Raw genomic sequence first — 14,693 nt, 5'->3', positions numbered from 1 at the left:
ACTATTGACCATTGAGAAATGACCACCGGCCGGTGGCTAAAAAGTTGGTTTATTGAAACAGTCCTTCGATGGAAAGGTAGCGTTCGCCGGTGTCGTAGTTGAAGGTCAGCACGCGGGAACCGGCCGGGATCTCGGCCAGTTGCTTGGCCACGGCGGCCAGGGCAGCGCCGGTGGAGATGCCCACCAGGATGCCTTCTTCCTTGGCAATGCGCTGGGCGTATTCAAAGGCTTCGTCCTTGCCGATCTTCACCACGCCGTCCAGGGCGCCGGTGTTCAGGATGGTCGGCACAAAGCCGGCACCCAGGCCCTGCAGGGGGTGGGGACCGGGAGCGCCACCGCTCAGCACAGGCGACAGCTCGGGTTCCACGGCCAGCACTTTCAGGTTGGGGAACTTCTCTTTCAGCACTTCGGCTACGCCGGTGATGTGGCCGCCGGTGCCGACACCGGTGATCACGTAATCCAGGCCGTCGGGGAAGTCGGCCAGGATCTCCTGGGCCGTCGTGCGGCGGTGTACCTCGGTATTGGCGGCATTGTCGAACTGCTGGGGCATCCAGGCGTTGGGGGTGTTGTTCACCAGCTCGGTGGCTTTTTCAATAGCGCCCTTCATGCCTTTTTCCCGTGGGGTCAGCACGAACTCGGCTCCGTAGATGGCCATCAGCCTTCTCCGTTCAATGCTCATGCTTTCGGGCATAACCAGGATCAGCTTGTATCCTTTTACCGCGGCCACCAGGGCCAGGCCGATACCGGTGTTGCCGGAAGTGGGCTCGATGATGACGCTGTTCTTGTGCAAAATTCCTTTCTGTTCGGCATCTTCGATCATGGCCAGGGCAATGCGGTCCTTGATGCTGGCGCCGGGGTTGTTGCGTTCCAGCTTGATATATACTTCGTGGTTGTTGCCAAAAAGCTTGTTGATCTTCACATGGGGCGTATTGCCGATGGTCTCCAGGATGTTATTCGTTTTCAATGTAGCGTTATTTTATGAATTTTTGAGAAATGTAAGTAGATGGTCATTGGTAAGGACAACAGCCTATTGACCCATGACCATTGACCATTGTCTGTTGACTAAATCACGAAATTCAGCGGCTCGGGAAAGGGATCCTTGTCCTTTACCCGGATCTCGCTTTTGTGGTAAACAACCGAATTGGGAGGCACGCTGTAAGTCAGCCAAACGTTACCGCCGATGACGCAGCCGGTGCCGATAACGGTTTTACCGCCCAGTATGGTGGCGCCCGAATAAATGACGACGTTGTCTTCGATGGTGGGATGGCGCTTGGTGCTGGCGTTCTCTTTCGACACGTTCAGGGCGCCCAGGGTCACGCCCTGGTACAGCTTCACGTGGTTGCCGATCACGGTGGTCTCTCCTACCACCACGCCGGTGCCGTGGTCAATGGCAAAGGCTTCGCCGATCTCGGCACCCGGGTGGATGTCGATGCCGGTTTTGCTGTGGGCGTATTCCGAAAAAAGGCGGGGCAGGATGCTCACGCCCTGCTTCCAGAGCTGGTGCGACAGGCGGTAGATAACGGTGGCATAAAAACCGGGATAAGCGGCCAGCACCTCTTCCAGGCTGCGGGCAGCCGGGTCGGACTGCAGGATGGCCTCGGCATCCTTGAGCAGGGTCTGGTAAATAAAGGGCAGGGCATCAAAAAACAGGGCGGTGTCCGCTTTGGCCTTTTCTTCCTCGGGCACTACTTCGAAGAGCAGGGCGGCAAAGGTGTTCTTCAACTGCTGGTAGGTGTTGGAGAGGGAAACGGCTTCGTAATGCTTACAGATCTGCCCGACGAACATGAATTCAAACAATTGCTCGATAAAGTTCTCGGCGGTTTGCTTGTCGGGGAAAAACTGGATGCGCCGGCGGTTGTTGTTCAGCAATTCGCGGATAAACACTTCTTCGTTGGTTTGCCGGTGCCCGGGAAACAACGCCTCGGGGGACGAATCGGGCGTATGGCTTTCCGCTACCGGCTGCAGGTCATTCTTTTCCATAATTCATTTTTGAAACGGGGAAACAAATTAACGGAATGCCGGCAAAAAGCTTACAAATCTTTCGGGAGGACTACCAACATCGTTTATTACCCCGGGGTCTCTAATACCCTACCGTTTTAGTAGAATAAGCGCAAAGATAGGAAACGGGCCGTTTTTATGGGGGAGAACTTTTTAGTTCCTGAGTTCCTGAGTTGGCTGACGCACGTTTCATTCTTCAGGCTTTCCCCTCTGGAGTTACGACAACTCAGGAACTCAGGAACTAAAAAGCCTATTTCAACTTCTCAAACTCTTCCTTGGTCACTTTAAAGATCGAGCCGTGGCGGATGCCCTTGGGCAGGCTGACCTTGTCGGAGATGTCGGTCCAGCTTTTCAGGTCGGTGGAGGTGATGGCGCCATAGGCGTGCTCCCGGTATTTGTCGAAATACACCACCCACTGGTTGCCGATCTTTACCGAGGTAGGGCCTTCCACCCAGTTGCCGGTGATGGGCGCCGAAGGCTTGCTGTACGGACCGGTCAGCCTGGTGGCAAAAGCGACACGGATGTTCTTTTCCAGGGGCGAGCGGGTTTCGTTTTTGAGGAACATCACCCAGCGCTTACCCTCTTTGACGATGGTGGCGTCGATGATGTTGAAGCCGGGATCGAACAGCAGCTTGGTCTTGCTGTAGTTTTTAAAATCCTTCGTGGTCACGTAGTACATCCGGTGGTTGTACTTGCTTTCCGAGGCGGTGTCGGTCAGCGGGTAGCGGCCCGTGATGGTGGTGGCCCAGTAGATCATGTACTCCTTGCGGGCAGGGTCGTAGGTGATCTCGGGCGCCCAGGTGTTGCGGGCTTCGGCCTCGTGCTCCATAACGGGCACGTACTGCTGCTCGGACCAGTGCAGGAGGTCGGGCGAGGAGGCATAGCCGATGCCTTTTTCGTTCCAGCTAACGGTCCACACCATGTGAAACTGGCCGTCGCCGCCCCGGATGATGCAGGGGTCGCGCATCAGTTTATCGCGGCCGGCGGTGGGGCGCACATACACGGAATCATTTTTCAGCGGCTCCCATTGGTAGCCGTCCTGGCTGTAGGCCAGGTGCAGACCGTCGCCGTTTCCTTTAAAATAGCAAAACAGGTACACGCTGTCGGCGGGCGCCTTCTGGGCAAAGGCGGCCCCGGAACAGAGCAGCAACAGGAACAGGAGGCAGCGGGAAAAAACATATTTCATGAATAAAAATATTTCTCGGTTAATAATGAATCAGTTAAAGCGCCTCAAAAATAGGGGGAGCGCCGGAAGAAAACAGCAAAGAGACGTTAACGGTTGAGAATCCGAAGAAAAACGAAAGAAAAAATAAAGAAATGATGGAACTTTCCCGGTGACAAAGGATATTTATCCGCAAAATTTACTCGACCCAAAAAATTAACTATGCAATACCGTTTATTGAAGGGGCACCGGATCTCGGAAGTGGGCCTGGGCACCTGGCAACTGGGCAGCGCCGACTGGGGCATCGTCCATGAGGAGGAGGCGTTTTCCATTTTACAGCAATTCGTCAATAAAGGCGGCAACTTCATCGATACGGCCGATGTGTACGGCATGGGCATCAGCGAACACCTGATCGGCAAGTTCCGCAAGACCGTGGACCAGGAACTGATCATAGCCACCAAGCTGGGGCGCCGCCACGACAAGGAGAACGGCTGGCCCCAGAACTTTACCTACGACGCCATGCGCCGCCAGGTGGAGGACTCGCTGAAAAACCTCGGCCAGTCGCAACTCTTCCTCGAACAACTCCACTGCATCCCCACCGAGGAGCTGCGCAAGGGAAAGGTGTTCGACCATTTCCGCCAGCTGCAGCAGGAAGGCCTGATCCGCTACTGGGGCGCCAGCGTGGAAACCTCCGAAGAAGCCCTGATCTGCCTGGAGCAGGAAGGACTGGCCTCCCTCCAGATCATCTTTAACCTGTTTCGCCAGCACGTGGCGGAGGAAGTGTTTGCCAGGGCGAAAGATAAAGGCGTGGGCCTGATCGTAAGGGTACCGCTGGCCAGCGGCCTGCTGACGGGCAAGTTCAGCGAAAACACCGCTTTTGCCACCTCTGACCACCGGCACTACAACGCCAAAGGCGAAGCCTTTAATGCGGGGGAAACTTTTTCCGGCATCGACTTCCAGGAGGGCGTGCGCTTTGCCCGCGAAATGGCCGGCCTGTTGCCCGACAACCGCATGGCGCAGTGGGCCATCCGCTGGATCCTCGACCACCCCGAGGTGACTACCGTCATTCCCGGCGCCACCAAGGTAGCCCAGGTGGATTCCAACACGGAAGCCTCCTCCCTGCCGCCCCTCTCCCCCGAAGTGCACCACCAGCTCCGCGACCTGTACGACCAGCAGATCAAGGAAAAGATCCGGGGCCATTATTAAATAAAAAGCGCTCCCGCCCCTGTGGAGCGGGAGCGCTAAACAGCTTGCAATGAACCAACGCTACGCCAACGCTTCCCGGGTTTTGACTGCCGTGGACTGCATCATCTTCGGCTTTGACGGCCACGAACTGAAACTGTTGCTGATCCGCCGCTCCCTGGAGCCGGAAAAAGGAAAATGGAGCCTGATGGGCGGCTTCGTCCAGCCCGAAGAAGACTGCGACACCGCCGCCATCCGCGTCCTCAAAAAGCTGACCGGCCTGGAAGGCGTGTACCTCGAACAACTCTACACCTTCAGCGCCCCGGACCGCGACCCCGTGGAGCGCACCATTTCCGTGACCTATTTCGCCCTCATCGACATCCACCAGTACCAGACGCAGCTCAGCGAGGAATACCATGCCGAGTGGTTCCCCCTGAACAAGATCCCCCACCTGATCTTCGACCACCAGGAAATGGTGAAAATGGGCAAGGAACGCCTGCGCTACAAGGCGGCCCTCCACCCCATCCTGTTCGAGCTGCTCCCCCGCAAGTTCACCATCCCCCAGCTCCAGAGCCTGTACGAAGACGTCTACGACACCCAGCTGGACAAGCGCAACTTCAGCCGCAAGGTCCTCTCCACCGGCCTGCTGGTGAAACTCCGGGACAAGGAAAAGACCACCTCCAAAAAAGGCGCCTTCTACTACAAACTGGATAAGAAAAAGTACGACGCCAAATTCCAGGCGTTCCTCAACTTCATTCCGAATGCGCATAAACTGATGTAAGACTTTACGAGTATATTGTAATCAAAGAGAATTACAATTTCTAACAGAGGTGTTAGGGCACCGTAGGTGCCTCCTGTTTATAGAAACCACCAATAGGCGCATCCGGGCTCCGTAGGAGCCTCCTGTGAGAAACGGACGGCTCCTTTTCGGGAAGGCACTGGTCTTTTCTTCACAGGGCGCTCCTACGGAGCGATCTATCTCTGTTGTGGTTTTTCTATAAACAGGAGGCTTCTACGAAGCCTAACGATTTCAGTCATAGACCGAATACCTGCAATATGATTTTGATCCAGTGTACTAAGCTCCAGCGTTTTTTTGGAAGGTTGGGAAAAGCCTGGAAGCTGGAATTTTCAATAACTTTCCCGTTTCCAGCCTCTTCCGAAGCCCGTAATAACTCTGGAACTTTGGAACTCTGGAACCCTGGAAATTTTTTATTTTCAACTGAAAAAATAAGTGTTACTTTGACACGTAAACCTAGTTTCGCTATATGAAAAAGGAATCCTTTGTTATAGGCGTGGATTATGGGTCCGATTCCGTGCGGACGATAATTGTGAACGCCAAGACCGGCCAGGAACTGGCGGCCTCCGTATACTACTACCCCCGTTGGAAAGACGGGCAGTTCTGTGACGCTCCCATCAACCAGTTCCGCCAGCACCCGCTGGATTACGTGGAAGGACTGGAGCAAACCATCAAACAATGCCTGGCGCAGGCGGGTCCCGAGGTAGCCGCGAACGTGGCCGCCATTGCCGTGGACACCACCGGCTCCACCCCCGTGGCCGTGAACGAGCAGGGCACCCCCCTGGCGCTGCTGCCCGAGTTTGAAACCAACCCCAACGCCATGTTCGTACTGTGGAAAGACCACACCGCCGTCGGCGAGGCGGCCGAGATCAACGAACACGCCAAAAAATTCAACACCAATTACCTGCAGTTCGTGGGCGGCATCTACTCCTCCGAGTGGTTCTGGGCCAAGCTGCTGCACGTGCTGCGTGAAGACGAAGCCGTACGCAGGGCCATCTACTCCTGGGTGGAGCATTGCGACTGGATTCCCTTCCTGCTCACCGGCGGCACGTCGGCCAAAGACATGAAGCGCTCCGTTTGCGCTGCCGGCCACAAGGCCCTCTACGCCGAAGCCTGGGGCGGTCTTCCCCCCAACGAATTCTTCGCCTCCCTGGACCCCGTGCTGGACGGCATCACCGACCGCCTGTTCAACAAAGCCTACACCTCCGATGAACAGGCCGGCACCCTCAGCGCCGAATGGGCGCAACGCCTGGGCCTCTCCACCGACGTGGTGATCGGCGTGGGCGCCTTCGATGCCCACATGGGCGCCGTAGGCGGACAGATCGAACCCTACTACCTGAGCAAGGTGATGGGCACCTCTACCTGCGACATGCTGGTAGCTCCCAAAGCCGAAGTGAAGGACACCCTGGTGAACGGTATCTGCGGACAGGTGCCCGGCTCCATCCTCCCCGACATGATCGGCCTGGAAGCCGGCCAGTCGGCCTTCGGCGACGCCTATGCCTGGTTTAAAAACGTACTGAGCTGGCCCCTGCAAAACCTGCTGGCCAAGTCGGAGCTGGTGGACGCCTCCACCGCCCGCAAGCTGGCGGAAGAAGCCGCCGGCCGCATCATCCCCGAGCTGAGCAAGCAAGCCGAGCTGCTGCCCCTGGAAGAGCATGCCGAAATGGCCATCGACTGGCTGAACGGCCGCCGTACGCCGGATGCCGACCAGACCCTGGAAGGCGCCTTCTTCGGACTGAGCCTGGGCAGCGACGCCCCCCGCATGTTCCGGGCACTGGTGGAAGCCACCTGCTTTGGCGCCAAAGCCATCGTGGACCGCTTCAAGGACCAGGGCATCCCGGTGAAAGGCCTCATCGGCCTGGGCGGCGTGGCCAAGAAATCACCCTTCATCATGCAGATGATGGCGGATGTGATGAACATGCCGATCCGCATCCACAAATCCGAACAGACCTGCGCCCTCGGTGCCGCCATGTTTGCCGCAACCGCCGCCGGCATCTACGAAAAAGTAGAGGACGCCATGCAGGTCATGGGCCAGGGCTTTGACGCCGAATACACCCCCGATGCCGAACGTGCGGCCATCTACGCCAAACGCTACGAGCAGTACCGCCAATTCGGCCACCTGGTGGAGCAGCATACCGCTTCGCTGACACCGACATCCGTAAACGCTAAACAAGATACTTCCGTAACCGCATGAGCTTAAGTAAATACCAACGCATTAAAGAAGAAGCCTACGAGGCCAACATGCAGCTGCCGCAGCTGGGCCTGGTGATCTTCACCTTCGGCAACGTGAGCGCTGCCGACCGCGAGCAGGGCGTATTCGCCATCAAACCCAGCGGCGTTCCCTACGAGCAGCTGTCGCCTGACAACATGGTGATCGTGGACTTCGACGGCCGCACCGTGGAAGGCACCCACCGCCCCTCCAGCGACACGCTGACCCACGCCGTGCTGTACAAGCACTGGGAAAAGATCAACGGCATCGTGCACACGCACTCCACCTATGCCACCGCCTGGGCCCAGAGCCAGCGCGACATTCCCATCTTCGGCACCACCCATGCCGACTACAACACCGTGGACATCCCCTGCGCCCCTCCCATGAGCGACGAAATGATCAAAGGCGACTACGAGTTCCAGACCGGGTTCCAGATCATGGACTGCTTCAAGGAAAAAGGCCTGGATTATACCGAGGTGGAAATGGTGCTGGTGGGCAACCACGCTCCCTTCACCTGGGGCAAGACGGCCCACAAGGCGGTGCACAACAGCGCCGTGCTGGAAGCCATTGCCAAAATGTCGCTGCTGACCGAACAGATCAATCCCCAGGCCCCCCGCCTGAAGGATGCCCTGATCCGGAAGCACTACGAGCGCAAGCACGGACCCCATTCCTATTATGGCCAATAAAAATAATAGGTGAAATTTCCGTTTGGAAAATAACGCCTCCCTACATTTGCTGCCGGCCGGCGAGGACGCCCTGCCGGCAGCATTTCTAATTTTAAATCAACGGTCAGGCTTGTGGCATATAGAATAAACTGCAGATTCCGCTTGTTTCCGCTCCCCGCGGGAAACCCTTCTTTCCGTTTGCCTTATTGCCATCCGCCCCTTGACAATTTTCAATCCCCGCAATAAAAAATTTACAAACAAAACAAATGATCGATCTGAAACAACTGGAAGTATGGTTTGTAACCGGAAGCCAGCACCTTTACGGTGAGGACACATTGAGACAGGTAGCCGAGCATTCCCAGCAAATCGCGGCTTTTTTGGACAAAGCACCGCAGGTGCCCGTTCGCGTGGTATTCAAGCCCACCGTTAAGTCCACCGAGGAAATCTTCGGCCTCTGCCAGGAAGCCAACAACGCCCCGAACTGTATCGGTATCGTTGCCTGGATGCACACCTTCTCTCCTGCCAAAATGTGGGTTACCGGCCTGAAGATCCTGCGCAAACCCCTGCTGCACCTCCATACCCAGTTCAACCGCGATATTCCCTGGAACGACATCGACATGGACTTCATGAACCTGAACCAGAGCGCCCACGGCGACCGTGAGTTCGGGCACATGGTGAGCCGCCTGCGCAAGAACCGCAAGGTGGTAGTCGGTCACTGGCAGGATCCCGAGGTGCTGACCACCATCGGTGGCTGGACCCGCGTGGCTGCCGGCTGGAACGACTGGCAGGGCGCCCGCTTCGTACGCTTCGGCGACAACATGCGCTACGTGGCCGTTACCGACGGCGACAAGGTGGAAGCCGAAACCGTTTTCGGCTACGAAGTGAACACCCACGGCATCGGCGACCTGGTGAAAGTGATCAACGCCCAGAGCGATGCCGCGGTGGACAGCCTGATCAAAGAATACGGCGATACCTATAAAATAGCTCCCTCCCTGCTGAAAGGCGGCGACAAATACCAGCACCTGGTGGATGCCGCCCGCATCGAGCTGGGTCTGAAACAATTTTTGGAAGAAGGCCGTTATAAAGGGTATACCGACACCTTCGAAGACCTGCACGGCATGGCCCAGCTGCCCGGTATCGGCTCGCAGCGCATGATGGCTGCCGGCTACGGCTTCGGCGGTGAAGGCGACTGGAAGACCGCCGCCCTCGTACGCGCCATGAAAGTTATGGGTGCCGGCCTGCCGGGCGGTAACTCCTTCATGGAAGACTACACCTACCATTTCGATCCCAACAACCCGCTGGTCCTGGGTTCGCACATGCTCGAGATCTGCCCCACCATTGCCAACGGACAGGCTTCCTGCGAAGTGCATCCCCTGGGCATCGGCGGCAAGGCCGACCCCGTACGCCTGGTGTTCAACTCCGGCGCCGGCGCTGCCATCAACGCCTCCATCGTGGACATGGGCAACCGCTTCCGCCTGATCGTGAACGAAGTGGAAGCCGTAGCGCCCCAGAACGAGCTGCCCAAGCTGCCTGTAGCCCGCGTGCTGTGGAAGCCCCTCCCGGACATGAAGACCGGCTGCGCAGCCTGGATCCTGGCCGGCGGCGCCCACCACACCTGCTACAGCCAGAACCTGACGGCCGAAAACCTGCAGGATTTCGCGGAAATGGCCGGTATCGAGTTTGTTCTGATCGGTAAGGACACCAGCCTGTACAACCTGAAGAACGAACTGCGCTGGAACGACGTGTACTACCAGATCAATAAATAAAAAATAGGAAAAAGCGTACCGCCGGGCGGCGACCCGGAAGCTGTTTTCGACTGTTCGGGAACGGTTTCCGGGACGCCCCCGGTACGCTTTTTCACAAACCCCTTTCTCCAACTATAACGCATCCTTGTGTATGAATACCGGACTTAGCTTATCCGACTATATCGTTTTTATCGTTTATTTCGTCATCGTCGTCTCCTACGGCTTCTGGATCTACAACAAAAAGAAAAAAGCCGTCATGGACACCCATGACTACTTCCTGGCGGAAGGCTCGCTGACCTGGTGGGCCATCGGCGCCTCGATGATCGCCTCCAACATCTCCGCCGAACAATTTATCGGCATGTCCGGCGAAGGCTTCTTCGTGGGCATGGCCGTCGCCTCCTACGAATGGGTAGCCGCCATCGCGCTGATCATCATCGCCGTATGGTTCATGCCCATCTACCTGAAGAACAAGATCTACACCATGCCGCAGTTCCTCACGCAGCGGTACAACGAAACGGTGGCCCTGATCATGGCCATCTTCTGGCTGTTCCTGTACGTGCTGGTGAACCTGACCTCCATCCTGTACCTGGGCGCCATCGCCATTTCCGGCCTGATGGGACCCGAATACTTTTACCCCATCCTGCTGGCGCTGGCCATCTTCTCCATGTTCATTACCCTGGGCGGTATGAAGGTGATCGGTTATACGGACGTGATCCAGGTAGGCGTGCTGATCATCGGCGGCCTGGCCACGGTATACATGGCGCTGGACATGGTAGGTGTAAAACTGGGCGGCGGTGGCGGCGCCATTGCCGGCTTCAACGCCCTGATGGAGCATGCCCCGGGCCACTTCCACATGATGCTGCCCAAGCCCGAAGGCCAGGTAGCCACTTCGGAAGCCCACCAGCTGGCCATCGACAAGTACCTGGTTCTCCCGGGCCTGGCCACCTACGCGGCCGGTACCTGGATCGTGAACCTGAACTACTGGGGCTGTAACCAGTACATCACCCAACGGGCCCTGGGCGCCAACCTGCAAACCGCCCGTACCGGTATCCTGTTCTCCGGCCTGCTGAAGCTGCTGATGCCGGTGATCGTAATGCTGCCGGGTATCTGCGCCTACGTGCTGTACCACAACAACCTGCTGCCGGGTTTTGAAGGCAAGAAAGACGGCGCTTACTCCGCTATCCTGGCGTTCCTGCCCAGCGGTCTGAAAGGCCTGGCCGTAGCGGCCCTGACCGCCGCCATCGTGGCCTCGCTGGCCGGTAAGCTGAACTCGATTTCAACCATCTTCACCCTGGACATTTACAAAAAGCACCTGAAGAAGGAAGCCGATGAAAAGAACATGGTGTGGATCGGCCGGGTAACCGTTCTGGTAGCCACCCTGGTGGCCATCTTCTTTACCTGGAAAGACACCCTGGGTATCGGTGGCGAAGGCGGATTCACCTACATCCAGAAGTACACCGGCTTTATCAGCCCGGGTGTGTTCGCGATGTTCCTGCTGGGTATGTTCTGGAAGCGTACCACCGGTGCTGCCGCCGTAGCGGGTGTACTGGTCGGCTTCCTGCTGTCGGTATTCTTCAACCAGTATGCGCCCGCCGTTCTGGGCAACGAAAACATCCTGTACACTGCCTACCAGAACAAGGAAGGCGTATGGGAGATCCCGTTCCTGATCTGCATGGGCTGGTCGTTCTTCTTCACCATGCTGGTGATGATCGGCATTTCGCTGGCCGGTCCGAAAGTAAACCCCAAGGCCTACGAGCTGGATGCGTCCATGTTCCGCGTCAACAAAGGCACCATGGCCCTGATCATGGTGACCCTGATGCTGATCATTGCGCTCTATGCCAAGTTCTGGTAAGTCTATTTTCTCCCCATAACAATAAAAGCAGGCCCTGGCCTGCTTTTATTGTTTCCATGCATACAGGATGAAATTTCATTAAATTAGTAGCACTTAAACCCATTACTATGGCCATTACAGCAGCACAAATCCGGGAAGCAGTGGAAGAGCATTTGAAACTGGAGTCCGCGTTAAAAGACTATGCCCTGGCAAGGGAAGAAGCGTTTACCCGATACCAACACCTGTTGCAGGAACACCCGCCCAAGGACGGCCGGTACGACCTGCATGCGGCGGCGCCCCTGATCAGCGCCTATGAAGAAGCCTACAAATACGAGCAGGAGGAAGCGCAGGCGCGCCTGCGGCTAAACGAACTGGACCAGAAGCTGAAACACTACCTCAAAGCCCTCGACGGCCGGCCCCTGTTTGTCCACTTTCCCTTCGACGAGCTCGACCACCCCGCCGGCGACCATACGCTGACGGTAGAAAACGACGAACTGCTCATCAAACATACCCCCGTCCCATAACCGCTTTAAAACAGTAACGCCACTTCTGCGAAGTGGCGTTACTGTTTATATTGTAAAATATTGTGGAAACCCGTAAACGTTTATCCCAGGAGCTCTTTCAACTGGGGATCGTTATAGTCCTCGATAAAGCAAATGATGTTGGGGTATTGAGCAAACTCCTCTTTCGTATGCATGGTGGTGAGCACCACGGCCTTCATCCCAGCATTCAGGGCCGCTTCCACGCCCTTGGGCGCATCTTCAAACACGATACAGTTTTCAGGGTCCACACCCAGCTCCTCGGCGCCTTTTAAAAAGGTTTCGGGGTGGGGCTTGCTCGTTTCCACGTGCTCGGCGCAAACTACGGAAGGAAAGTATTGGCGGATATCGAGCCCGTCCAGCACAAAATCTACGTTGAACAGGATAGCGGCCGAACCGATGGCCATGGGGATGCCTTTTTCCTGGGCCCATTGCAGGAAGCCCTCCAGGCCGTCGATCAGTTTCAGGTGGGGGCGGTAGGTGGCCTGGTAGCGCTTTTCCTTTTCCACCGACAGCACGTCCATCTCCTCGGTGGTGAAGCGGTCGCTGCCGAATACCCGCACCAGCAACTCCTGGTTCTTCCCATACATATGGCTTTTCACTACGTCCCAGCTCAGGCCGGCTTCCAGGTCGTTGTTCAGGATATCGAACCAGGCCTGGCAGTGGTAGTGCATGTCGTCGATGATGGTGCCGTTCAGGTCGAACAGGAAGGCTTTTTTGCAGGTGCTCATAGCGAAAAAATTTAAACCGCAAAGCTAACCCATGAGTTACAAAGGAATGTGAAGGTTTTATTAAAAGGCCCCTGCCGGCTACATCTCTAAATGGGCAAGAAAGGGCTATTTTTGCGGCGGTACCTTATTTAAACAAGTTTACTACACAGCATGCAATACGATATCCTGATCATCGGGGGCGGCATCGTGGGCCTGGCAACGGCCTACCGCCTGGTGGAAGCCAACCCGCGGCTGAAAATCGCTCTTCTGGAAAAAGAAACCGCCCTGGCCCGGCACCAGACCGGCAACAACAGCGGCGTGATCCATTCGGGCATCTACTACAAACCCGGCTCCCTCAAGGCGCGGAACTGCATCCGCGGCTACCACCAGCTGATCGACTTCTGCGACCGGAACGACATTCCGTACGACCTGTGCGGAAAGGTGATCGTGGCCACCGACAAAAACGAGCTGCCGGCCCTGGAAAACGTGTACCAGCGCGGCCTTCAAAACGGCCTGGAGGGCATCCGCAAGATCAGCGCCCAGGAAATCAGGGAGATCGAACCCTATTGCACCGGCATCGAAGGCATCTTCGTGCCCCAAACCGGCATCATCGACTATACCCGGGTAGCCCTCAAATACGGCGAACGCTTCCAGGCTGCCGGCGGCACCATCTTCACCGGCCAGAAAGTGCAGGACATCCGCTCCACTACCTCCGGCTCGGAAGTGATTACCCAGGATACGGCCTATTCCGCCAAACTGGTGGTGAACTGCGCCGGCCTGTACTCCGACAAGATCGCCGCTATCAACCTCAAAAAGGTGGATGTGCGCATCATTCCCTTCCGCGGCGAGTACTACGAGCTGAAAAAAGAAAAACATTACCTGGTCAAAAACCTGATCTACCCGGTGCCCGACCCGGCCTTCCCCTTCCTGGGCGTGCACTACACCCGCATGATCGGCGGGGGCGTGGAAGCGGGTCCCAACGCTGTTTTTGCCTTTAAGCGCGAAGGCTACCGCCGCACCGACATCGATATGGGCGAGCTGGCCGAATCCCTGGCCTGGCCGGGCTTCCGCAAGGTGGCGGCCAAATACTGGCGCACGGGGCTGGGCGAGTATTACCGCTCGTTTTCCAAGGCGGCCTTTACCCGCGCCCTGCAAAAGCTGATCCCCGACATCCGGGAAAGCGACCTTGTTCCCGGCGGCGCCGGCGTGAGGGCACAGGCCTGCGACCGCACCGGCGGCCTGGTGGACGACTTCATGATCCTCGAAAACCGCCACAGCATCAATGTCTGCAACGCCCCCTCTCCCGCCGCCACCTCCTCGCTCTCCATCGGGCAGACGGTTTCGGAAATGGTGCTGCAACGCTTTGCATAAACTATTGTCCCGCTATTAAACAGAAAACCGGCAGTCATTCGACCACCGGTTTTTTTTTATGGTTTCGCCTGGAGGCGTGGGGTGAAGCAAATGGCGGGTTATACGCCGGCTTTCTGGTTAATGAGTACGGAGGGGCGTCCGATGCTTTCGTAATAAAAACCTTTCTCTTCCATGGCGGCTACTTCAAACAGGTTGCGGCCGTCGAATACCACCGGCTGCTTCAGCGAGCCTTGCAGCTTGGAAAAGTCGGGGGTGCGGAATTCGTTCCATTCGGTAGCGATGATCAGGGCGTCGGCGCCTTCCAGGGCCTCGTAAGCCGAAGCGGCAAACACGATCTTGTCGCCGACCAGGGCTTTTACGTTGGGCATGGCCTCGGGGTCGTAAGCCGTAACAGTAGCGCCGGCGGCCACCAGGTGGTCGATGATCTCCAGGGCCGGGGCTTCACGGATGTCGTCGGTATTGGGTTTGAAGGCCAGTCCCCAGAG

General features: G+C 57.0%; 13 protein-coding genes. 8 read left to right on the top strand and 5 right to left on the bottom strand.

Annotation, left to right across the window (positions count from 1 at the left end; genetic code table 11):
* Positions 1-49 precede the first annotated feature (49 nt).
* The 3 genes from cysK to V9K67_RS19205 form a co-directional block, all read right to left on the bottom strand.
* The gene (gene cysK / locus V9K67_RS19215) at positions 50-964 is read right to left on the bottom strand and encodes a cysteine synthase A (RefSeq protein ID WP_336725265.1); all 915 of its coding nucleotides are present in this window, start codon (positions 962-964) and stop codon (positions 50-52) included.
* A gap of 98 nt (positions 965-1,062) precedes the next feature.
* Positions 1,063-1,980, bottom strand: a complete 918-nt coding sequence (gene epsC, locus V9K67_RS19210) for a serine O-acetyltransferase EpsC (RefSeq protein WP_336725264.1) — start codon at positions 1,978-1,980, stop codon at positions 1,063-1,065.
* Between the two features lie 268 nt (positions 1,981-2,248).
* Positions 2,249-3,184, bottom strand: a complete 936-nt coding sequence (locus V9K67_RS19205) for a glycoside hydrolase family 43 protein (protein WP_336725263.1) — start codon at positions 3,182-3,184, stop codon at positions 2,249-2,251.
* 198 nt (positions 3,185-3,382) lie between these two features.
* Here V9K67_RS19205 and V9K67_RS19200 point away from each other — a divergent pair, with 198 nt between their 5' ends.
* From V9K67_RS19200 to V9K67_RS19170, 7 genes are all read left to right on the top strand, one after another.
* Positions 3,383-4,366 (top strand): aldo/keto reductase, encoded by a 984-nt coding sequence (locus tag V9K67_RS19200; protein ID WP_336725261.1) that lies wholly within the window; start codon positions 3,383-3,385, stop codon positions 4,364-4,366.
* A gap of 49 nt (positions 4,367-4,415) precedes the next feature.
* Positions 4,416-5,123: an NUDIX hydrolase gene (locus V9K67_RS19195; protein ID WP_336725259.1), complete on the top strand. Its 708-nt coding sequence runs from the start codon at positions 4,416-4,418 to the stop codon at positions 5,121-5,123.
* A gap of 484 nt (positions 5,124-5,607) precedes the next feature.
* The gene (locus tag V9K67_RS19190; RefSeq protein WP_336725258.1) at positions 5,608-7,332 is read left to right on the top strand and encodes a ribulokinase; all 1,725 of its coding nucleotides are present in this window, start codon (positions 5,608-5,610) and stop codon (positions 7,330-7,332) included.
* On the top strand, positions 7,329-8,033 hold the full coding sequence (locus V9K67_RS19185; protein WP_336725256.1) for an L-ribulose-5-phosphate 4-epimerase: 705 nt from the start codon (positions 7,329-7,331) through the stop codon (positions 8,031-8,033). The genes V9K67_RS19190 and V9K67_RS19185 overlap by 4 nt, the downstream gene beginning before the upstream one ends.
* Positions 8,034-8,278: 245 nt before the next feature.
* Positions 8,279-9,778: an L-arabinose isomerase gene (gene araA, locus V9K67_RS19180; protein ID WP_336725254.1), complete on the top strand. Its 1,500-nt coding sequence runs from the start codon at positions 8,279-8,281 to the stop codon at positions 9,776-9,778.
* Positions 9,779-9,908: 130 nt separating this feature from the next.
* Positions 9,909-11,609 carry a sodium:solute symporter family transporter gene (locus V9K67_RS19175; RefSeq protein WP_336725253.1) on the top strand — a complete coding sequence of 567 codons (1,701 nt, stop codon included), beginning with the start codon at positions 9,909-9,911 and terminating at the stop codon, positions 11,607-11,609.
* Positions 11,610-11,716: 107 nt separating this feature from the next.
* Positions 11,717-12,112, top strand: a complete 396-nt coding sequence (locus V9K67_RS19170; RefSeq protein ID WP_336725252.1) for a hypothetical protein — start codon at positions 11,717-11,719, stop codon at positions 12,110-12,112.
* Positions 12,113-12,192: 80 nt separating this feature from the next.
* On the opposite strand, the gene V9K67_RS19165 is transcribed toward V9K67_RS19170, so the two are convergent.
* Entirely contained in the window at positions 12,193-12,858 is a 666-nt protein-coding gene (locus tag V9K67_RS19165) for an HAD family hydrolase (RefSeq protein ID WP_336725249.1), read from the bottom strand.
* Positions 12,859-13,008: 150 nt separating this feature from the next.
* Here V9K67_RS19165 and lhgO point away from each other — a divergent pair, with 150 nt between their 5' ends.
* Positions 13,009-14,208 (top strand): L-2-hydroxyglutarate oxidase, encoded by a 1,200-nt coding sequence (gene lhgO, locus V9K67_RS19160; RefSeq protein ID WP_336725246.1) that lies wholly within the window; start codon positions 13,009-13,011, stop codon positions 14,206-14,208.
* 98 nt (positions 14,209-14,306) lie between these two features.
* On the opposite strand, the gene V9K67_RS19155 is transcribed toward lhgO, so the two are convergent.
* Positions 14,307-14,693, bottom strand: a 387-nt coding sequence (locus tag V9K67_RS19155; protein WP_336725244.1) for a UDP binding domain-containing protein, incomplete at its 5' end; no start/stop codon positions are given.

The organism is Huijunlia imazamoxiresistens, from assembly GCF_037132455.1.
GTDB classification, from domain to species: Bacteria; Bacteroidota; Bacteroidia; order Chitinophagales; family Chitinophagaceae; genus Flavisolibacter; species Flavisolibacter imazamoxiresistens.
Note: the sequence above shows the minus strand (reverse complement) of the source record. Positions and strands in the feature narration are given on the sequence as shown.

Bases quoted from the DNA above. Each gene is read 5' to 3' on its own strand.
- araA (WP_336725254.1), top strand. From the start codon at position 8,279: ATGATCGATCTGAAACAACTGGAAGTATGGTTTGTAACCGGAAGCCAG.
- V9K67_RS19170 (WP_336725252.1), top strand. From the start codon at position 11,717: ATGGCCATTACAGCAGCACAAATCCGGGAAGCAGTGGAAGAGCATTTG.
- V9K67_RS19195 (WP_336725259.1), top strand. From the start codon at position 4,416: ATGAACCAACGCTACGCCAACGCTTCCCGGGTTTTGACTGCCGTGGAC.
- lhgO (WP_336725246.1), top strand. From the start codon at position 13,009: ATGCAATACGATATCCTGATCATCGGGGGCGGCATCGTGGGCCTGGCA.
- V9K67_RS19205 (WP_336725263.1), bottom strand. From the start codon at position 3,184: ATGAAATATGTTTTTTCCCGCTGCCTCCTGTTCCTGTTGCTGCTCTGT.
- V9K67_RS19175 (WP_336725253.1), top strand. From the start codon at position 9,909: ATGAATACCGGACTTAGCTTATCCGACTATATCGTTTTTATCGTTTAT.
- V9K67_RS19165 (WP_336725249.1), bottom strand. From the start codon at position 12,858: ATGAGCACCTGCAAAAAAGCCTTCCTGTTCGACCTGAACGGCACCATC.
- V9K67_RS19185 (WP_336725256.1), top strand. From the start codon at position 7,329: ATGAGCTTAAGTAAATACCAACGCATTAAAGAAGAAGCCTACGAGGCC.
- epsC (WP_336725264.1), bottom strand. From the start codon at position 1,980: ATGGAAAAGAATGACCTGCAGCCGGTAGCGGAAAGCCATACGCCCGAT.
- V9K67_RS19190 (WP_336725258.1), top strand. From the start codon at position 5,608: ATGAAAAAGGAATCCTTTGTTATAGGCGTGGATTATGGGTCCGATTCC.
- V9K67_RS19200 (WP_336725261.1), top strand. From the start codon at position 3,383: ATGCAATACCGTTTATTGAAGGGGCACCGGATCTCGGAAGTGGGCCTG.